This window comes from Streptomyces sp. Ncost-T10-10d (genome assembly GCF_900091955.1).
Classification (GTDB): domain Bacteria; phylum Actinomycetota; class Actinomycetes; order Streptomycetales; family Streptomycetaceae; genus Streptomyces.
In genome coordinates this window covers 1-18,063 of the sequence record NZ_FMDF01000166.1, presented here as the reverse complement: position 1 = coordinate 18,063, position 18,063 = coordinate 1, and the positions used below count along the sequence as shown (strand labels likewise).

The window sequence follows — 18,063 nt, the reverse complement described above, 5'->3', positions numbered from 1 at the left end:
CCGGGCACGATTCGCTCCGGCGTCCGATCGGCAGTCACATTTTCGGTGCGACAGCTGACGCGCCCCCCTCGCATGCGCCACATCTCGGACGTCGACGCGCCCCTCAACACCGCTTTGCACAGGACGAATTCGGTGCCCGGCTGATGAGCGCCGATCGGTTGCGGACGCGCCGTCAGAAGACATCGAAGTCCTCCGGTTCACCGGACTCCGGTCGGTAGTCGACGAGTTGGGCCAGGAATGGCGCGAACGAGGCCGGGCGGGCGGGGTCGCGGTCTCAGCGCGGTGTCGCGCTGGAGGCACGCACCACGAGTTCCGGCTGGAGCACCACGCTGCGGTGCTCGTGCGTGCCACCCTCGTCGTCCGCCTCCTCCAGCAGGAGCTCCGCGGCCATCCTGCCCATGACGACCGCGGGTTGACGGACCGAGGTGAGCGGTACGGCAGCGGCGGCGGCGAATTCGATGTCGTCGTAGCCGACGATGGCGATGTCGTGCGGCACCCGCACGCCCGCCGCGTACAGCGCCTGAAGCACACCGAGGGCAAGCAGGTCGTTGGCGCAGAACACCGCGGTCGGCCGCGGTACAAGACCGAGCAGCCGGGCCCCGGCGTCGCGGCCCGCCGCCACGTCCAGGCGGTCGGAGGGGATCTCGACGAGCGCCTCGGGCGGCAGTCCGGCGTCGGCGAGGGCCGAAAGGGCGCCTTCGCGCCTGTCCCTGATCTGATGCAGGTCGCCGGGGCCGCTGACGTACGCCACCGAGCGGTGTCCGGCCGAGACCAGATGACCGACGGCGAGAGCGCCGCCGCGGACGTCGTCGACGGAGACCGCACAGGTCCCCGTGCCGGACGCCACCCGGTCCACCAGCACGAAGGGAATCCGGTGACGGCTGAACGCCTCCAGGTTGCGGCCGGTCGCATCGGCCGGGGTGACCAGGACGCCGCACACCCGCTGCTCGGCGAAGAGCCCGAGGTACTCGGCCTCCTCCGTCGGGCTCTGGCCGCTGTTGCAGACCATGACACCGAGGCCGGCCGCACGGGCGGCGCGCTCGGCGCCACGGGCCACGTCGACGAAGAACGGGTTGCCCATGTCGAGGACGAGCAGTGCCATGATCCGGCTGCGGCCCGCCCTGAGCTGGCGGGCCGATTCGCTGCGCACGTACCCGAGCTCCTCGATGACTGCCAGCACCCTCGCACGGGTCTCCGGCAGCACCGCCTCGGGCCGGTTGATCACGTTGGACACGGTGCCCACGGAGACTCCGGCCTGCCTGGCCACATCCTTGATCCCTGCCACACGCGCCACTTGCCCTGCCCCACTGATGTCCTCGGCCGCACCGGTCCGCGGCGCGTCACCCCGTCGTACGGACGCCGTTACGAGGCGTTCCGTCACCCCGGGCCGGTTTCCCGGGGATCACCCACAACGGAATGAATTGTTTCAATGCGATCGGGACGCTAGCTTCATCCCCGTACCCCGTCAAGGCGAGCCATGAATCGATTCATCCATCGAGGGCACACACTCCCCGCCGGAAGAAGGCGGGGGTGCGGGTCAGATTCCGTGCTTCTTCAGGATGGCCTCGATGTCGCTGAAGTCCTCGCCCGACGAGGCGGACTGCTGCTTCGGCTTCGTCTTCGGACGCGCCTGCGGCTGCGTCGCCGGGAGCCCGGACCCCAAGGAGGGCGCCGAAGCCGCAGGAGCAATGGCCTCGCTCCGCGCCGCCCGGGCGGCGGCCTTGCGTTCCTTACGGGTACCGACGCCGCAGCGCTCGACCGCACGAGTGGTCATGAACAACAGCCAGGCCACGGCGAGCAGCCCGAAGCCGATCCAGACGCTCGGCCTGAAGGCGATTCCGGCAACCCAGTCCACGACGCCGGTCAGCACCAGGCCGATCGGCACCAGGGAGTAGGCGGCGATCCGGGCCGCGGCGAGGAAGCGCTTCCGGTACGCGGTGACGGCGGCGATGCCCAAGCCCGCCGCGGACGCCGCGGAACAGATGGTCTCGGCAAGCATCGGGGCCTCCAGGCGCAAGGGGAAACGTCCCTTCCATCCTGCACCGGTCATCGCCCGGACGGCCACGATCCGAGACCACATCAGGGACATTTCAGGGCCGGAATCCTCCCCAGGTGCCGATCGGAGGCGATCCGGCCGTACGGAGCCGGCGCGGACCGGCTGCCGATTGGGACGCCCGCCCGGGCCCTGGGAGACTGGCCGCATGAGCGATTCCATCCCCGCAGCGCCCGTCGTCCTCGACGTCTGGTGCGAACTCCAGTGCCCCGACTGTCACCAGGCCCTCACCGATGTGCACGCCCTGCGGGCCAAGTACGGCGACCGCCTCGAGGTGCGGCTGCGGCACTTCCCGCTGGAGAAGCACAAACACGCCTACGCCGCCGCGCAGGCCGCCGAGGAGGCGGCGGCCCAGGGCAAGGACTGGCCGTACATCGAGGCGGTTCTCGCCCGTACCGACGACCTCGGCCGCACCGGCGAGCCGCTGCTGATCGAGGTGGCGCGGGAACTCGGCCTGGACGCCGAGGAGATGGACACCGCGCTGATCGACGGACGCCACATGCTGATCGTCGACGCCGACCAGGCCGAGGGCAAGGCGATCGGGGTCACCGGCACGCCGACGTATGTGATCGGCGACGAGCGGCTGGACGGCGGCAAGAGCCAGGACGGGCTGCGCGAACGGATCGAGGAGATCGCCGACCGGCTGCTCGCCGAGCAGGGCTGAGCCGACGCGGCTCCTAGAGCGTCTTGGCCAGGTTGTACTGAGTCGTTCGGTAACCGAGCGACTCGTACAGTCGCAGGGCCGGCGTGTTGGAGGCGAGGACATGCAGTCCGATCCGGTCGTCGCCCGCCCCGAGCACGATGCGTTCGGCCTCGAGCATCAGCGCCCGGCCGTGCCCCCGCCCCCGGAACTCCTCACGCACCTCGACGTCGAACACGAATCCCATCAGCATCCCCGGATGCATTTCGTGCCTCGCCACCCAGACATGTCCCACGACCTCGTCCTCGTGGACGAGGACGTGCAGATGCGCTCCCTCGGTGGCGAGGCCGTGCGGCAGGTTCTGGGCATGGCTGGTCTCGGCCTTCCTCATGGCCTGTTCCACCGGGACGCCACGGTCGATCCAGGTCTGCGCATAGCCGGTGATCGCGTCGCGCTCCCATTGCGCGAATTCGTCGTCCGTCATCGGGCGGGCAGCGACACCGTCCGGCAGCGCGGGTGGGGTCTGCGGCAGTGTCTTGACCATGTTCCTGCTGCGCTCGGTGTAGCCCAGCGCTGTGGCCAGTCCTTGCCCCGCGGTGTCCTCCGCCGGGACCGCCACCATCATCTGGGTGCAGCCCCAGCCGCGCAGCACCTCTTCGGCGGCCAGTGCCGCGATGGTGCCGCGGCCGCGCCTGCGGCGGGATTCGTCGATGTGCAGGGAGCGGAGCACGCCCGCCCTCTCGCCGAACCCGGGATCCGTGCCGATCTCGACGGCGCCGACGGGCCGCCCGTTGTCGCATACGTCGTACATACGGCTCTTCGCGCCGTCGGCGCCTTGCTGGATCGGCCCGGTCGGCCGGAGGGTCGTGGTCATCGGAGACGTTCTATCCGCTGAGCCCCTGCCCGTCACCCTGTTTTACGGGTTGGAGGTACGCGTTTTACGGGTCGAGGTCGTTCCCGGCCCGCTCGTCGAAGATCCGCATGGCCTTTGCGGTCACCGGTCCGGGCCCGCCGGGCAGCTCCCGTCCGTCCACCCGGTGGACGGCCTGCACGTCACGCAGCGTGGAGGTCAGGAAGATCTCCTCGGCCCGTTCCAGGGCATCGAACGGCAGGTCGGTCTCCACGGCCCCCGTCCACTCCACGGCCAGTGCACGGGTGATCCCTGCCAGGCAGCCGGAGGCGACCGGCGGGGTGTGGGCCTGCCCGTCGAGGACGACGAAGACATTGGACCCGGTGCCTTCGCAGAGCTGTCCGACCGTGTTGGCGAAGAGCGCCTCCGACGCGCCGTGCTCATGGGCGCGGGCGAGGGCGACGACGTTCTCGGCGTACGAGGTGGTCTTGAGCCCGGCGAGCGCACTGCGTTCGTTGCGGGTCCAGGGGACGGTGATCACGGCGGTGGTGTCGGGGCGGCGCCCCGCCTCCCCCAGGGCGACGACGAGGCCGGGGCCGGCGTTGCCGCGGTCGGAGCCGAGCGGGGAGAGTCCTCCGGTGTAGGTGATGCGCAGCCGGCCGAGCGCCATCGGGTTGGCGTCGATGACGGCGGTGCAGGCGCGGCGCACCTCGTCGAGGTCGGGGGCCGGGAGGCCGAGGCCGCGGGCGGAGCGGGACAGCCGGTCGAGGTGGCGGGTGAGGGCGAAGGGCCTGCCGTCGACGGCCTTGACCGTCTCGAAGATGCCGTCCCCCACGGTGAGTCCGTGGTCGAGCACGGACACCCGGGCGTCGTCGGCGTCCCGCAGTTCGCCGTTGACCCAAATCCTCATCACGCGGTCCTTCCAGTCGCTTCGTAGGCGCCCGACGCTACAGCGAGCAGCCGGGAGGCCTTGAGTTCGGTCTCGTCCCATTCGCGCTCCGGGTCGGAGCCCCAGGTGATGCCGGCCCCGGTGCCGAAGCGGAGTACCGGTGCGGTCCGGGTCCGGTCGATCCAGAAGGTCCGTATGCCGACAGCCAGGGAGGCGGTTCGGCGGTCGGCGTCGACCCAGCCGATGCCGCCGCAATAGGGCCCGCGCGGTGCGGTCTCCAGTTCCTCGATGATCCTGAGGGCGCTGGACTTGGGTGCCCCGGTGACGGAGCCGGGCGGAAATGCCGCGTCGAGGAGTTCGGGCCAGCCGACGCCTTCGGCAAGCTCTCCGCGCACGGTGGAGACGAGGTGGACGAGGCCCGGATGCTTCTCCACCACACAGAGGTCGGGGACCGTGACCGATCCGGTGGCGCAGACCCGGCCGAGGTCGTTGCGGACCAGGTCGACGATCATCACGTTCTCGGCGTGGTCCTTCTCCAGCAGATCGTCCTCGGTCCGTCCGGTGCCCTTGATCGGTCCGGACTCGACGATCCGGCCGTCGCGCCTCAGGAAGAGTTCGGGGGAGGCTGTAGCGATCTCCACGCCGTGCGCGGGCAGCCGAATCGTTCCTGCGTACGGGGCGGGGTTGCCGCGCGCCAGCAGCGCGGTCAGCGCGTCCACGTCCGCGGCGGCCGGGTCGGGCAGTGCCGCGGTCATCACCCGGCAGAGGTTGGCCTGGTAGACCTCGCCCGCCGCGATGTACTCGCGGATCCGCCGGACGCCCGCGGTGTACGCGGCACGGTCCAGGGACGAGTTCCAGTCACCGGCCGCGGGGCCGCACCAGACACCGCGTACCGGGTCGGGCACCGCCTCGGTACGTACGGCGGCGAAGCGCGCGCAGACGAGGCGGCCCTCGAAATCGGCGGATACGGCCCAGAATCCGGACGAGTCGAGGGCTGCGGGATCATTGGTCACGTCCTGCAGATCGGACGCGACGAGGCCGCCGAAGCGGGCCATCGGAGCGAGGTCGTGCACGCCGTTGAGTCTAGGACGGCGCGTGCTGACCTGCGCCGGGGCGAACGCACCCCAGCACGCTGCACAAACGCGTTTTTGTACTGGCCCAGGAATCCGCTAGAGTTCAACACGTCGCCGGGACGCGCAAGCGGACCGGGAAAGACAAGCGGACGTAGCTCAGTTGGTAGAGCGCAACCTTGCCAAGGTTGAGGTCGCCAGTTCGAACCTGGTCGTCCGCTCGCAGAAAGTGGGGGATCTTCCCGAACCCTCACTCCTGGTGGAGTGGCCGAGAGGCGAGGCAACGGCCTGCAAAGCCGTCTACACGGGTTCAAATCCCGTCTCCACCTCCAAGGACGATTAGCTCAGCGGGAGAGCACTTCCCTGACACGGAAGGGGTCACTGGTTCAATCCCAGTATCGTCCACTGATCCGCAAGGATCCCCGCGCGATTAGCTCAGCGGGAGAGCGCTTCCCTGACACGGAAGAGGTCACTGGTTCAATCCCAGTATCGCGCACGCAGTACACGCAGGTTCACCCTCGCGCGATTAGCTCAGCGGGAGAGCGCTTCCCTGACACGGAAGAGGTCACTGGTTCAATCCCAGTATCGCGCACGCAGTAAAAGTCCCGGTCGTCTCGACGACCGGGACTTTGTCGTTTCCACGATCAGCAGCAGTGGGTGTTGGTGAGCGGCCGGACGGCGGAACGCACCGCGGGCCCGGACGGAAGGCGTCCGAGCCCGCGGTCAGGCGCTCACCGGTGTCGGCCCGCTCAGGACGAGAAGAGCATGTGGCCGAAGCTCTTGTGCCGGTAGTGACCGCCGTGGTGGCCGCCGTGGTGCTGCGGGGCGCCCCAGGCGGGCGCCGGGGCGGCCGGGTAGGCCTGCGGGGCGGGCGGCGCGGGCGGGGCCTGCTGCGTCCACTGCGCCTCGATACGGGTCAGGGACTCCAGCTCGCCGTAGTCGAGGAAGATCCCCCGGCAGCCGCTGCACTGTTCGATCTGTATGCCATTGCGGTTGTACGTCTGCATCTGCGCGTGGCACTTGGGACACTGCATGGTTCGGCTCACTCCTCGCCGTCGGGTCGCCGTCGCCGGAATACATGCCCGCCGACGGTCGGTTCAGCCTACGACGAGGGCTCAGCGGCCAACTCGGGCGGGAGGGAGGCAATTCGGGCACAGGCGTCGATCATCGTCTGCTCCACCTCATCCGGAGTTCGACCCTCCGCCGCCGACTTGGCGAATGCCAGCGCCGCGGTCTGAACGGTCAGGGCCCGGGCCGGGACGTCCAGTTCGGGCCAGGGGTCACCCTCGGCGCGTACGGCAGGCCCGCCGGCCGCCCGGTAGGCGTCCAGGAAACGGAGCCAGACCTCGGGTGGCAGCAGCCCTGCCGCGTACCAGGCGGCGGGGCGGGCGAGGTCCCATGCGGGGTCGCCGAGGCCGGCGTCATCGACATCGATGAGCAGCCAGCGGCCGCGCGGGGCGGGATGGCGGACGAGTTGCCCGAGGTGCAGATCACCGTGGCACAGGAAGCGGGAGCGATGCGGGGGCGGTGCGGCTTCGCCGCGGGCCCAGGCGGGCAGGCGGCGCCACGCTTCGCGTACGGGGGTGGCGGCCGGGTCGCCGGGCCGGGCGGCGTGCATCCGGGCAACGGCGAGCGAGGCCTTGGCGGGGCCCCGCATGGGCGGGAGCGCGAGGGAGGGCGGGGCCGGAGTCAGGTGCAGCCCGGCCAGCAGGACGGCTGCCTCTTCCCAGGGGGCGGCGTCGGGGTCGCCGGGGTCGACGGGCTCGCCGTGGGGCCACAGGGTGACCGGGCGGCCCCTGGATGGTGGTGGAGGGAAGGGGGGCCGGGGCTGCAGGGGGGCGAGGAAGACGCCGGCCAGGCGGGGGTCGTTCGCGAGGCTCAGTCGGGACAGCAGGTCGGAGGTGTCCGTGCCGGGGGCGTGTGCCTTGGCGACGACGGGCCCGCTGCGGACCACTGTGCCGTCCGCGCGGTCGGCGAGCACCGCGGGTGGCGGGCAGGAACAGATGTGCCCGGGATGGGCGTGGGCGGCCCGGTGGGCGAGGGCGCCCAGCGCGCGTGCGACTGCGGTGGTCACGGTCTCCCCCGGTGGCGGACAGGTGCGGGCGGCCCGGTACGCGCCGGGCCCGCCGACGAGCGTACGCGCGTCGCGAAAAGACCCCGGACAGCGCGATGTCCGGTCAGCTCCCCAGCTGACCGGACAAACGCTGCCGTCCGCCGCACCCCCGTCCCCACGGGGTTGTTGGCCGGATGTCCCGGTCCGGACCGCTCTTCCGGACCCGGGGCGCCGCTCAGCGCCCCAGCATCACGCCCACGGACGACGCCTGTGTGACCACTGCGTCCCAGCCGCCGAAGGCGACCACGAGCAGGGCCGCCAGAGGAAGAACCATCGCCGTCGCCACCAGCGGGTGGCGCGTCCCGGACGACGGGCGGCTGCCGAACGAGGCACGGGCCCTGCGTCCTCGTGTGCGGATCATGGTCCGCGCTGCCGTGTCCGCCATGGTTCCTCTCCTGACTGGATGTGGAGCGACGGGCGTGTGACCTCGGGGGACGAGTGCTGCGCCCGCCGCTTGACTTCAACATTAGGGACGCGGAAGGGACACGACGTCATGCCCGCGTACCGAATTCCGGGCCTCCCGGAGGATGAGCTCCGGGTAGTCGGCGTACTCCCCTGGGTGGAGATCGGGCTCCTGATCCCGGGGTCATCCCGGAGGGGTGCCCGGAATGTTGTGGATCAGGTGGGCGTACGGATGCGGCGGCAGGTGGGACGGCGACCGTGACTTCACTCACTCGCCCGCGCCGCGGCTCCCGGCCGTGGGCCGTGGGTACGTCGCCCCGGTCGCCGCGGCCCCTCCCCGCGGGGTCCGTGTCGCGCCCCCACTCGTCGGGTCCGCAGCCTTCACAGCGCCAACCCCTGGTCACCACAGCCGCTTTGATGACCAGACACCGTTCGGTGCGGGACCGGCTGCGGCTCCACTCCCCGTCATGGACCGTGCCACGCCCGGACAATCGATCGGCGGGCGAGGGCGCGGCCTCTGAGCGCCCCGGGCGCCGGGTACGTAAGCTGTGCCTCGTCAGGCGTACCAGGCAGCGGGGATGGGCAGACATGGCGATGATGCGGCTCCGGCGCGAGGACCCGCGTGTCGTCGGTTCGTTCAGGCTGCACCGGCGGCTCGGAGCGGGCGGCATGGGTGTCGTCTATCTCGGTTCGGACCGGCGGGGCCAGCGGGTGGCGTTGAAGGTGATCCGTCCGGATCTGGCGGAGGACCAGGAGTTCCGCTCGCGCTTCGCGCGCGAGGTGTCCGCCGCGCGACGGATCCGCGGTGGCTGTACGGCGCGTCTGGTGGCCGCCGATCTGGAGGCGGACCGCCCGTGGTTCGCCACGCAGTACGTCCCGGGGCCCTCGCTGCACGACAAGGTGGCCGAGGAGGGTCCGCTGTCGGCGGCCGAGGTGGCCTCGATCGGGGCGGCACTCTCCGAGGGCCTGGTGGCGGTGCACGAGGCCGGTGTCGTCCACCGTGACCTGAAGCCGTCGAACATCCTTCTCTCCCCCAAGGGCCCCAGGATCATCGACTTCGGGATCGCCTGGGCGACCGGGGCGAGCACGCTCACCCATGTCGGTACGGCGGTGGGCTCGCCGGGATTCCTGGCGCCCGAGCAGGTGCGCGGCGCGACCGTGACACCCGCGACGGACGTGTTCTCGCTCGGTGCCACGCTGGCGTATGCGGCGACGGCCGACTCGCCTTTCGGGCACGGCAGTTCCGAGGTGATGCTGTACCGCGTGGTGCACGAGGAACCGCAGTTGTACGACGTACACGATGCGCTCGCGCCGTTGGTGAGCGCCTGCCTGGCGAAAGACCCCGAGGAGCGGCCGAGCACGCTCCAACTCTCCATGCGGCTCAAGGAGATCGCGGCGCGGGAGGCGCAGGGTCTGCACGAGAGCCGTCCGCCCGTTCAGCGTTCGGCCCAGGAGCTGGACCGGCCGACCGGACGTCTCGACGGCCCGTACACCGAGCAGCAGACCCGGCGTACGGCTCCTCCATCACCCCGTCAGCAGAAGCAGAAGCAGCCTCAGAGCAGCCGGCAGGGCACGTCGTCGCGGCCCGGGTCGCCCCGCACCGGTGGTTCGCGCCCTCAGCACCATCAGCCGCCGCGCACCACCACGCGGTCCGGCAGGCGTCCGCAGGGCACGAACGGGACGAACGGCCGGCCGGGAACGCGGCCCGGGGCCCGTAAGACTTCGACGGGGCGGCGTCCCGCCAACCCGCGGCTGCTGAGGCAGCGGCTCGTCGTCTTCGTCGTGGTCACACTGCTGGTCGCGCTGGGCATCGCGGCGGCACAGGGCTGCCAGGGTCCGGCCCGCGGGCTGGGCATGAGCGAGAGCCAGACGCAGCCCCGGGACCAGAACCCGGACCAGAACCAGGGCCGGGGCCTGCAGCCTCAGTAGGCGGTCAGTTCCGCGGGCGGCCCGATGCCACCGCGTAGAACGCGACTGCGGCGGCCGCTCCCACGTTCAGCGAGTCGACGCCGTGCGCCATCGGGATGCGCACCCATTCGTCGGCGGCGACCAGGGCCTGGGTGGACAGTCCGTCCCCCTCGGCGCCGAGCATCAGCGCCACCTTGTCCATCCGGTGCGGTGCCGCCTCGTCGATGCTGCTGGCCTTTTCGTCCGGGGTCAGCGCGAGAAGTTTGAAGCCCGCTTCCCGTACGGTCTCCAGGGCCTTGGGCCAGGTGTCGAGACGGGCGTAGGGGACGGAGAAGACCGCACCCATCGAGACCTTGACGGAGCGCCGGTAGAGCGGGTCGGCGCAGTCCGGGGAGAGCAGTACGGCGTCCATGCCGAGGGCGGCGGCGCTGCGGAAGATCGCCCCGATGTTGGTGTGGTCGTTGACGGCCTCCATGACGACCACCCGGCGGGTCGTCGCCAGCAGTTCGTCGGCCGTCGGCAGCGGCTTGCGCTGCATCGAGGCGAGGGCGCCGCGGTGGACGTGGTATCCGGTGACGCGCTCGGCGAGCTCGGGAGTGACCGCGTACACCGGGGCCGGGACCTCGTCGATGACGTCGCGCATCAGATCGATCCACTTCGCCGAGAGCAGCATCGACCGCATCTCGTACCCGGCGTGCCTGGCGCGTCTGATCACCTTCTCGCCCTCGGCGATGAAGAGGCCCTCGGCGGGCTCTCGTCTGCGCCGGAGTTCGACATCGGTCAGTCCGGTGTAGTCGCGCAGGCGCGGGTCGTCGGGGTCGTCGACGGTGATGAGATCAGCCACGGGTTTGATACTGCCTTGTCCGGTGTGTGGTGCCAACGGCTTGGGAGAAGATCCGTTACCGCTGGTTACTCGGCGGGGTGCGGGCGGCGCTCGCGCCGGTTATTCGGCGGGGTGCGGTACGGAGCTCGCGCCGACCGCGACGACGTCGCCGATGACGATGACGGCCGGGGGACGTACATCTTCGGCGACGGCCCGTTCGGCGACGGTCGCGAGCGTCGCGTCGACCCGGCGCTGGGCTGCCGTGGTGCCCTCCTGGACCAGGGCGACCGGGGTCTCGGGGGCCTTGCCGTGGGCGATGAGGGTACGGGCGATCGCGCCGATCTTGTCGACGGCCATCAGGAGCACGAGCGTGCCGCGCAGCCGGGCGAGGGCCGGCCAGTCGACCAGCGAGCGCTCGTCGTCCGGGGCGACATGGCCGCTCACGACGGTGAACTCATGGGCCACACCGCGGTGGGTGACGGGGATTCCGGCCGCGCCGGGCACGGAGATCGAGCTGGAGATGCCGGGGACGACGGTGCAGGGGATGCCTTCGGCGGCGAGCGCCTGGGCCTCCTCCATGCCGCGGCCGAAGACGAACGGGTCACCGCCCTTGAGCCGCACGACGGCCTTGCCCGCCTTGGCATGCTCGATGAGCGCCTGGTTGATCGCCTCCTGGGCCATGTAGCGGCCGTACGGGATCTTCGCGGCGTCGATCACCTCGACGTGCGGCGGGAGTTCGTCGAGCAGGTCGCGCGGGCCGAGGCGGTCCGCGATGACGACATCGGCCTCGGCCAGGAGGCGGCGGCCGCGCACCGTGATCAGGTCCGGGTCGCCGGGGCCGCCGCCGACCAGGGCGACACCGGGGGTCCGGGTGCGGTGGTGGGGTGCGGCAAGGGTGCCGTCGCGCAGGCCCTCGACGATGGCGTCGCGGACGGCGGCGGAGTGGCGCGGGTCGCGGCCATGGGTGTCGGTGGTGAGGACGGCGACGGTCACGCCCTCGCTGCGGCCGGTGGCCGGGGTCCAGGCGGTGGCGGCGTCGGCGTTGTCGCTGCGGACGCACCAGGTGCGGGTGCGCTCGGCCTCGGCGGAGGCGGCGTCGTTCGCCGCGGTGTCGTCGGACGCGATGAGTGCGTACCAGGTGTCGGCCAGGTCCCCGTCGGCGTACGGGCGGCGCTCCCAGCGGATCTCGCCGGCGTCGGCCATCGCCTCGACGGACGGGGTCGCGGCCGGCGATACGAGGACGATGTCGGCGCCCGCCGCGATGAGCGCGGGGAGGCGGCGCTGGGCGACCTGCCCGCCGCCGACCACGACGACTCGACGGCCGCTGAGACGCAGTCCGACGGGGTACGCAGGGTGATCGACGTGATCTGCGTGCTCGGCCATGGCGGTGCGGCTCCTCGTAAGGTGCGGGGTGCGGGCCGCTGCGGCGGTGGAGCGGCTGTGACGTGCGGGTTCGTGAGGCTGGGTCCACGATACGGGGTGGGTGCGGGGGTGCGTGGGGAGCCTGCGGCGGGCTTGTTCCGCTGCCCGCCCCTTCCTGTGACCGGGGCTCCGCACCGGACCCCGCGCCTCAAACGCCGCAAGGCTGGAGAACAAGCCCTTCGGTGATTGAGGAACGGTGGTCCGGTGGAGGGACTACTTCTCCGTGACGCCCGCAGAGTCGAACGTCGCCACCTCGTGCATCGCCCGCGCCGCACTCTGCACGATCGGCAGCGCCAGCAGCGCACCCGTGCCCTCGCCGAGGCGGAGGTCGAGGTCGACCAGCGGGCGCAGGCCCAGCTTGTTGAGCGCGGCGACATGGCCGGGCTCGGCGCTGCGGTGGCCGGCGATGCAGGCGGCAAGGGCCTCGGGGGCGATCGCCCGGGCGACCAGGGCCGCGGCGCCCGCGCTGACGCCGTCGAGGATGACGGGCGTACGGAGCGAGGCACCGCCCAGCAGGAAGCCGGCCATCGCCGCGTGTTCGAGGCCGCCGACCGATGCCAGGACACCGATCGGGTCTGCCGGGTCGGGCTGGTGGAGTTCGAGGGCCCGGCGGACCACGTCGACCTTGCGGGCGTGCATCTCGTCGTTGATGCCGGTACCGCGACCGGTCACCTCGGCCGGGTCCATGCCCGTGTAGACACAGATCAGTGCGGCCGACGCGGTGGTGTTGGCGATGCCCATCTCACCGGTGAGCAGACCCTTGTTGCCTGCCGCGACCAGATCACGGGCGGTCTCGATGCCGACCTCGATGGCCGCGAGAACCTCTTCGCGGGTGAGGGCCGGTCCGGTCGTGAAGTCGGCCGTTCCGGCGCGTACCTTGCGGGGAAGGAGGCCGGGGGTCGCGGGCAGCTCCATGGCCACACCGACATCGACCACGCACACCTCGGCGCCGACCTGGGCCGCGAACGCGTTGCAGACCGCGCCGCCGCCGAGGAAGTTGGCGACCATCTGGCCGGTGACCTCCTGCGGCCAGGCCGTGACGCCCTGGGCGTGCACCCCGTGATCGCCCGCGAAGATCGCGACGGCCGCGGGCTCGGGGATCGGCGGCGGGCACATCCGGGAGAGTCCCGACAACTGCGCGGAGATGATCTCCAGCATGCCGAGCGCACCAGCGGGCTTGGTCATCCGCTTCTGGCGTTCCCAGGCCTCGCCGAGCGCCTTGGCGTCCAGCGGACGGATATTGGAGATGGTCTCCTGCAGCAGGTCGTGCGGCTCCTCGCCGGGCAGTGCGCGGCGGCCGTACGTCTCCTCGTGGACGACCCAGGACAGCGGGCGGCGCTTGGACCAGCCCGCCTGCATCAGCTCGGGCTCCTCGGGGAACTCGTCGACGTAACCGACACAGAGGTACGCAACGACTTCGAGGTGCTCGGGCAGGCCCAGGGCGCGGACCATCTCGCGCTCGTCGAAGAAGCTGACCCAGCCGACGCCGAGCCCTTCGGCGCGGGCGGCGAGCCACAGGTTCTCGACGGCGAGCGCCGAGGAGTACGGGGCCATCTGCGGCTGGGTGTGCCGGCCCAGGGTGTGGCGGCCGCCGCGGGTGGGATCGGCGGTGACGACGATGTTGACCGGGGTGTCGAGGATGGCCTCGATCTTCAGTTCCTTGAACTGCTTCGCCCGGCCCTTGGGAAGCGACTTGGCATAGGCGTCGCGTTGACGCTGTGCCAGTTCGTGCATGGAACGACGGGTCTCCGCCGAGCGGATGACGACGAAGTCCCAGGGCTGCGAGTGGCCGACGCTGGGCGCCGTGTGCGCGGCTTCGAGGACGCGGAGCAGAACCTCGTGCGGAATCGGGTCACTGCGGAAGCCGTTGCGGATGTCGCGGCGCTCGCGCATGACCCGCAGGACGGCCTCGCGCTCGGCGTCCTCGTAGCCGGGGGCGGGCGGGGAGGCGGGAGCCCCGTTCTCGTCGGAATCGGACGCCTCGGGAGCTTCCGCTTCCTCGGCCTGGAGCAGGGGCTCGGGCCGGGCCTCGGGCTGTACGGGCTCCACGGGCGCGGTCTCCATGGCCTCTGCACTGTCCGTGGGGGCCGTGATGTCCGGGGTCTCGATGACCTCGGGGCCCGGTTCGGGCTCCGGCTCGGCCACCGTCGGAGCCTCGGCCTCGGGGGCGGGCGCGGGGATCGGCTCAGGAGCTTCGGCGGGCTCGACGGTCTCGACCACTTCCGCGGCCTCGGCGGCCTCGGGCTGAGCGGGCTGGACCGGCTCCATCGCGAACACCACGCGTTCGGGCTCGGGCTCGGTTTCCACGGCCTGCTCCACCACGGGGGTCGGGGCCAGGTGCGGGGTCGTCGGCACCGAACCCTCCACGGGCACGAACTGGCCCGTGGGAGCGGCTTCCGCGACGTCCTGCGATGCGACGACAGCGGCTTCGGCAGGCACCTCGGACACAGTCTCTGCCTGTGCCCCGGCAGAAACCTTCGCCGGACCCTCTACGGGAGTCTCGACAGTGGTCGGCACCGTGTCGGCCCCGGGAGCATTCACGGCCTCCGGCACCACTGCCGGAGCGACCTGCACCGACTGTTCCTGCTGTGTCGCCGGTACCGGCTCGGCGACAGGCTCCGGCTCCGGCTCCGGCACGACCGTTTCTGCTGCCACCGGGGGAACAACCGGCTGCGGCGCCTCGGCCGACCAAGGGCTTCCGCCCTGCGGCAGGATCTCACCGAGCTGCGGGCCCGGCAGTGCGGCCGCCTCGTCGACCGGCATCTCGAAGTACTCGGGCCCGGTGGTCGGCGCTCCGGCGTGCCGTGCGGGGGCCTGCGCCTGGGGCGCGGCGGCCGGTCCTCGGTCGGCGAGCGAGCGGACCACCCCGCCGCTCGGCGTTCCGCCGTAGGACGGCCCACCGTCTGCCGCGACCGGGCCGCGATGCAGCGGTCGGCGCACCGGCGCCTGGGTCTGCGCTGCCGTGGCCGGAGCGGGAGCCTGGGTGGGCGACGGGATGCGTACGCCCCTCAGGTCGACCGAACCGGAGTCACGGCCACCGGTCTCGTGCGTCCCCTGGCCGGTCTCGGGCAGGGGTTCGGCCACCGGCTGCTGCGCGACGTATGCGTCCGCGACCTGCGTCTGAACGGTGGGTTCCTGCACCTGCACGGGCCCCTGGGGCTGCACGGGAACCTCGCCGCCCGCCTGGGAGTGGACCGCGTGTGCCGACGGCTGGGCCTGGTAGGCGCCCTGTTCGGGCAGCAGCGCCTGTGCGGCGACACCCTCGGGGTACTGGCCGGGGGCCGGTACCGCCTGCGGGTCGCCCCAGGCGCCCTGGGGGCTCGGCATCAGAAGGAGATCGTCGTCCTCGGACACATGCTCGGAGGGAGCGAGGTAGGTGTAGGCATCCGGGGCGGCGATGCCCGGCTGCTCCACCATGCCTGCGTTCTCCGGCAGTCCCTCACCCGGGATCTGGCCGGTGTCACTCATGCGTACCCCTCGCCCATCGTCAGTGCTCCTTCGGCCCATCGCCCGGGACGCCCGACCACGGCACGCCGGCGCTCGTCAACAAGAACGAGCGGGCGCGCCGCGCGGCACGAAACGGTCGCGGACATACTGCATTCTCGCGGCCGTTCGCCGCCGCGGCAGCTCATTTCGCCACGGCCCGCTGTGGACTGCGCCACGTCGCGCATCCCCCGGCTCTGCCGTACCACAACGGGGGCCAAAACGGTCCCCTTTTCCGGACATTGACGAACGAAGCGACGAACGTCCAGCCGCGGTGCAACGATCGGCCAGCCTACCTCGCGCTGTACGCCGACCGGGTCAGGGGGCGAGGTCCGAACGCAGCGCCGAGAGCAGGAACACGACCGAGCGTTCGCGCTCCGACCATGCGGCCGTGTCGAGTTCGACGGACTGGAGGAGCGAACACCGGACGGTGTACCCGTTCCCGGTGAGTGCCGCGCCGAGTGCCTCGGCCTCGTCCCGCGTCGACGCATGGGTCACGATGCGCTCGGGGCGGCGCTCGGTGACGGCGGTGACGACGGGGACTCCCCCACCCCCGATCCGTACGACATCGGGCTCCGGCAGCCGTTCCAGCACATGGGGTGCCCGGCCCTCGACGACCTGGAGCTGAACTCCGAAGGACCGGGCCGACGCCGCGGTGCGGGCGCAGGCCGCCGGGTCGCTGTCGACCGCCAGGACCGCAGCCCCGAAACGGGCGGCCTCCACCGCCAGGGCACCGCTGCCGGAGCCGATGTCCCACAGGAGGTCTCCGGTGCGGGGGCCCAGACGGGCCAGTTGGGCGGCGCGCAGCCCCGGGGACTCGCCCTCGCCGCTCTCGTCCCCGGCGTCCGTGGCGCCGCCCGGGTAGGCATGGGAGGGCAGTGCCCAGCCGCGTACGCCACGGGGGTAGGCGGGGTGACGGCCCGCGATCCAGGCGCCGGCGGCCTGTGGTTCGGGGCCGCCGCCGATGACGATCACCACGTTGGGGTCGCGCCAGACGTGGTCGGCGGCCTTTTCGGATGTGACGACGCTGACCTGTTCGCGTGCGGTGCCGAGTTCCTCGCAGATGACGAAGGTGCGGTGGACGCCTTCGAGGAGCAGGGCGAGTTCGGCGGGGCCGGCGCCGGGCGAGGTGAGAACGGCGACCTTGTGGTGGGCGCGGCAGACGTTGACGGCGCGCCGCAGGGTGCGGGGGTGGGCGACGACGATCTGGGCGTCCTCCCACGGCATCCCGGCGCGGGCGAACGCGGTGGCGACGGAGGACACGGCGGGCACCACTTCGACTTCGAGGCCGTGCTCGGGTGCGCGGAGATTGCGTACGACCCCGAAGAAGCCGGGGTCTCCGTCGGCGAGGACCACGGCGCTGCCGCGGTGTCCGGCGATCCGGCGGGCGGCCAGGTCGATGGAGCCCAGGCGAATCCGTTCGGCGTTCGCCGGGACTTCGGGGAGTGCGAGGTGGTGGGCGGCTCCGGCGACGAGCGTGGCGGCCGAGAGGGCGGCCGTGGCCGCTCCGGTCAGTGGCGAGCCGTCCCAGCCGATCACGGTGACCCGATCGGCCATCTGTCGTCAGTCTCCTGGAGTTGTCGCAGGTGGGGATGCCCGTACAGGGCGGGCAGGGTGAGAGTACCCGGTCTCTGACAGTACGGTGCCAGGACCCCTTGGACAGGTCAGTTCCAGTCGTTGTAGGCGCCGTAGGCGCCCGCGTCGGCGAGCTGCTCGGCGACCCCTTCGAGGTCCTCGGGAAGCAGACCCCAGACGATCAGGTCGGTCCTGATGTCGGTCCAGCCTCCGGCTGTGCCGTTCTCGGTCCGGGTGCGCGCTATGCGGGCGTTGCGCAGCACCCCCTCGCTGATGCAGCCGAGCTTCTGGGCGACCTGCTGGGAGGCGGTGTTGTCGGCGGCGGTGCGCAGTTCGATGCGCTCGAAGCCCTGGTCACGGAAGAGCCACTGGGCCAGCGCCAGCACGGACTCGGTGGCGTACCCCTCGCCGCGTGCCCAGGGGGCGGTGATGTACGCGGCCTCGGTGGCGAGGGTGCGCCAGTCGGTGTTGCGCAGGCGGACCGAGCCGACGAGTCGCTGGGTCAGGAATTCAGTGACGGCGAAGACGATGCCGTCGCCCGTGGTGCGCTGTGCGGGCGCGATCCTGCGGACCCAGCGTTCGGCGTCGACCTGGGTGTAGGGGTGAGGGGCATCGGTCCAGGCGGTCACGAGTTCGTCGTTCATCATCTCGATGTACGCGGGGATGTCCGCCATGTCGAAGGGGCGCAGCACCAACCGATCCGTGCTGATGGAGATGTCCGGAAAGGTGGAAGTCATGCGCAGCTCCATGCCGAAGACCGTGTAAAGACACAGCATGCAGCATCGGGCCGACGTTGTGCATGGGCGGGTCCGTACGACGGAGCCCCGCGCCCCCC

At 71.5% G+C, this 18,063-nt stretch carries 15 protein-coding genes and 5 tRNA genes; 7 read left to right on the top strand and 13 right to left on the bottom strand.

The window, feature by feature from the left end; all coding sequences use genetic code 11:
* Positions 1 to 274 precede the first annotated feature (274 nt).
* On the bottom strand, positions 275 to 1,294 hold the full coding sequence (locus GA0115254_RS29845; RefSeq protein WP_093898387.1) for a LacI family DNA-binding transcriptional regulator: 1,020 nt from the start codon (positions 1,292 to 1,294) through the stop codon (positions 275 to 277).
* A 243-nt stretch (positions 1,295 to 1,537) separates the two neighbouring features.
* Entirely contained in the window at positions 1,538 to 1,999 is a 462-nt protein-coding gene (locus GA0115254_RS29840) for a hypothetical protein (protein ID WP_093898413.1), read from the bottom strand.
* A 202-nt stretch (positions 2,000 to 2,201) separates the two neighbouring features.
* Here GA0115254_RS29840 and GA0115254_RS29835 point away from each other — a divergent pair, with 202 nt between their 5' ends.
* The gene (locus tag GA0115254_RS29835) at positions 2,202 to 2,717 is read left to right on the top strand and encodes a DsbA family protein (protein ID WP_093898386.1); all 516 of its coding nucleotides are present in this window, start codon (positions 2,202 to 2,204) and stop codon (positions 2,715 to 2,717) included.
* Positions 2,718 to 2,730: 13 nt separating this feature from the next.
* Here the strand turns inward: GA0115254_RS29835 and GA0115254_RS29830 are convergent, their stop codons facing one another.
* From GA0115254_RS29830 to GA0115254_RS29820, 3 genes are all read right to left on the bottom strand, one after another.
* Positions 2,731 to 3,567 carry a GNAT family N-acetyltransferase gene (locus GA0115254_RS29830; RefSeq protein ID WP_093898385.1) on the bottom strand — a complete coding sequence of 279 codons (837 nt, stop codon included), beginning with the start codon at positions 3,565 to 3,567 and terminating at the stop codon, positions 2,731 to 2,733.
* Between the two features lie 64 nt (positions 3,568 to 3,631).
* Positions 3,632 to 4,453, bottom strand: coding sequence for an aminotransferase class IV (locus GA0115254_RS29825; RefSeq protein WP_093898384.1), 822 nt, complete (start codon positions 4,451 to 4,453; stop codon positions 3,632 to 3,634).
* Entirely contained in the window at positions 4,453 to 5,487 is a 1,035-nt protein-coding gene (locus tag GA0115254_RS29820) for a chorismate-binding protein (RefSeq protein WP_093898383.1), read from the bottom strand. The genes GA0115254_RS29825 and GA0115254_RS29820 overlap by 1 nt, the downstream gene beginning before the upstream one ends.
* 163 nt (positions 5,488 to 5,650) lie before the next feature.
* Between GA0115254_RS29820 and GA0115254_RS29815 the strand changes: the two genes are divergently transcribed.
* From GA0115254_RS29815 to GA0115254_RS29795, 5 genes are all read left to right on the top strand, one after another.
* Positions 5,651 to 5,723 (top strand) — tRNA-Gly (locus GA0115254_RS29815).
* Between the two features lie 37 nt (positions 5,724 to 5,760).
* Positions 5,761 to 5,834 (top strand) — tRNA-Cys (locus tag GA0115254_RS29810).
* 1 nt (position 5,835) lies between these two features.
* Positions 5,836 to 5,907 (top strand) — tRNA-Val (locus GA0115254_RS29805).
* Positions 5,908 to 5,926: 19 nt separating this feature from the next.
* Positions 5,927 to 5,998 (top strand) — tRNA-Val (locus tag GA0115254_RS29800).
* A gap of 24 nt (positions 5,999 to 6,022) precedes the next feature.
* Positions 6,023 to 6,094, top strand: a tRNA-Val gene (locus GA0115254_RS29795).
* A 157-nt stretch (positions 6,095 to 6,251) separates the two neighbouring features.
* Here the strand turns inward: GA0115254_RS29795 and GA0115254_RS29790 are convergent.
* The 3 genes from GA0115254_RS29790 to GA0115254_RS29780 form a co-directional block, all read right to left on the bottom strand.
* Complete coding sequence (locus tag GA0115254_RS29790; protein ID WP_093898382.1) at positions 6,252 to 6,536, bottom strand: TFIIB-type zinc ribbon-containing protein; 285 nt, start codon at positions 6,534 to 6,536, stop codon at positions 6,252 to 6,254.
* A gap of 68 nt (positions 6,537 to 6,604) precedes the next feature.
* Positions 6,605 to 7,576: a phosphotransferase family protein gene (locus GA0115254_RS29785; protein ID WP_093898381.1), complete on the bottom strand. Its 972-nt coding sequence runs from the start codon at positions 7,574 to 7,576 to the stop codon at positions 6,605 to 6,607.
* Between the two features lie 214 nt (positions 7,577 to 7,790).
* The gene (locus GA0115254_RS29780; protein ID WP_093898380.1) at positions 7,791 to 8,000 is read right to left on the bottom strand and encodes a hypothetical protein; all 210 of its coding nucleotides are present in this window, start codon (positions 7,998 to 8,000) and stop codon (positions 7,791 to 7,793) included.
* 605 nt (positions 8,001 to 8,605) lie between these two features.
* Between GA0115254_RS29780 and GA0115254_RS29775 the strand changes: the two genes are divergently transcribed.
* Positions 8,606 to 9,946 carry a serine/threonine-protein kinase gene (locus GA0115254_RS29775; protein ID WP_093898379.1) on the top strand — a complete coding sequence of 447 codons (1,341 nt, stop codon included), beginning with the start codon at positions 8,606 to 8,608 and terminating at the stop codon, positions 9,944 to 9,946.
* A 4-nt stretch (positions 9,947 to 9,950) separates the two neighbouring features.
* Here GA0115254_RS29775 and GA0115254_RS29770 read toward each other — a convergent pair whose 3' ends face one another.
* The 5 genes from GA0115254_RS29770 to GA0115254_RS29750 all read right to left on the bottom strand — a co-directional run bounded on the left by GA0115254_RS29770 (position 9,951) and on the right by GA0115254_RS29750 (position 18,004).
* Complete coding sequence (locus GA0115254_RS29770; RefSeq protein WP_093898378.1) at positions 9,951 to 10,769, bottom strand: TrmH family RNA methyltransferase; 819 nt, start codon at positions 10,767 to 10,769, stop codon at positions 9,951 to 9,953.
* Positions 10,770 to 10,868: 99 nt separating this feature from the next.
* Positions 10,869 to 12,131, bottom strand: a complete 1,263-nt coding sequence (gene cobA, locus GA0115254_RS29765) for a uroporphyrinogen-III C-methyltransferase (RefSeq protein ID WP_093898377.1) — start codon at positions 12,129 to 12,131, stop codon at positions 10,869 to 10,871.
* A 252-nt stretch (positions 12,132 to 12,383) separates the two neighbouring features.
* Complete coding sequence (gene cobT / locus GA0115254_RS29760) at positions 12,384 to 15,638, bottom strand: nicotinate-nucleotide--dimethylbenzimidazole phosphoribosyltransferase (RefSeq protein WP_093898376.1); 3,255 nt, start codon at positions 15,636 to 15,638, stop codon at positions 12,384 to 12,386.
* 333 nt (positions 15,639 to 15,971) lie between these two features.
* Positions 15,972 to 17,210: a precorrin-6y C5,15-methyltransferase (decarboxylating) subunit CbiE gene (gene cbiE, locus GA0115254_RS29755; protein ID WP_093898375.1), complete on the bottom strand. Its 1,239-nt coding sequence runs from the start codon at positions 17,208 to 17,210 to the stop codon at positions 15,972 to 15,974.
* Positions 17,211 to 17,317: 107 nt separating this feature from the next.
* Positions 17,318 to 18,004, bottom strand: a complete 687-nt coding sequence (locus GA0115254_RS29750; protein ID WP_093898374.1) for a GNAT family N-acetyltransferase — start codon at positions 18,002 to 18,004, stop codon at positions 17,318 to 17,320.
* Positions 18,005 to 18,063: the final 59 nt, after the last annotated feature.

Bases quoted from the DNA above. Each gene is read 5' to 3' on its own strand.
- GA0115254_RS29840 (WP_093898413.1), bottom strand. From the start codon at position 1,999: ATGCTTGCCGAGACCATCTGTTCCGCGGCGTCCGCGGCGGGCTTGGGC.
- GA0115254_RS29835 (WP_093898386.1), top strand. From the start codon at position 2,202: ATGAGCGATTCCATCCCCGCAGCGCCCGTCGTCCTCGACGTCTGGTGC.
- GA0115254_RS29830 (WP_093898385.1), bottom strand. From the start codon at position 3,567: ATGACCACGACCCTCCGGCCGACCGGGCCGATCCAGCAAGGCGCCGAC.
- GA0115254_RS29825 (WP_093898384.1), bottom strand. From the start codon at position 4,453: ATGAGGATTTGGGTCAACGGCGAACTGCGGGACGCCGACGACGCCCGG.
- GA0115254_RS29820 (WP_093898383.1), bottom strand. From the start codon at position 5,487: ATGGCCCGCTTCGGCGGCCTCGTCGCGTCCGATCTGCAGGACGTGACC.
- GA0115254_RS29790 (WP_093898382.1), bottom strand. From the start codon at position 6,536: ATGCAGTGTCCCAAGTGCCACGCGCAGATGCAGACGTACAACCGCAAT.
- GA0115254_RS29780 (WP_093898380.1), bottom strand. From the start codon at position 8,000: ATGGCGGACACGGCAGCGCGGACCATGATCCGCACACGAGGACGCAGG.
- GA0115254_RS29775 (WP_093898379.1), top strand. From the start codon at position 8,606: ATGGCGATGATGCGGCTCCGGCGCGAGGACCCGCGTGTCGTCGGTTCG.
- cobA (WP_093898377.1), bottom strand. From the start codon at position 12,131: ATGGCCGAGCACGCAGATCACGTCGATCACCCTGCGTACCCCGTCGGA.
- cobT (WP_093898376.1), bottom strand. From the start codon at position 15,638: ATGAGTGACACCGGCCAGATCCCGGGTGAGGGACTGCCGGAGAACGCA.
- cbiE (WP_093898375.1), bottom strand. From the start codon at position 17,210: ATGGCCGATCGGGTCACCGTGATCGGCTGGGACGGCTCGCCACTGACC.
- GA0115254_RS29750 (WP_093898374.1), bottom strand. From the start codon at position 18,004: ATGCTGTGTCTTTACACGGTCTTCGGCATGGAGCTGCGCATGACTTCC.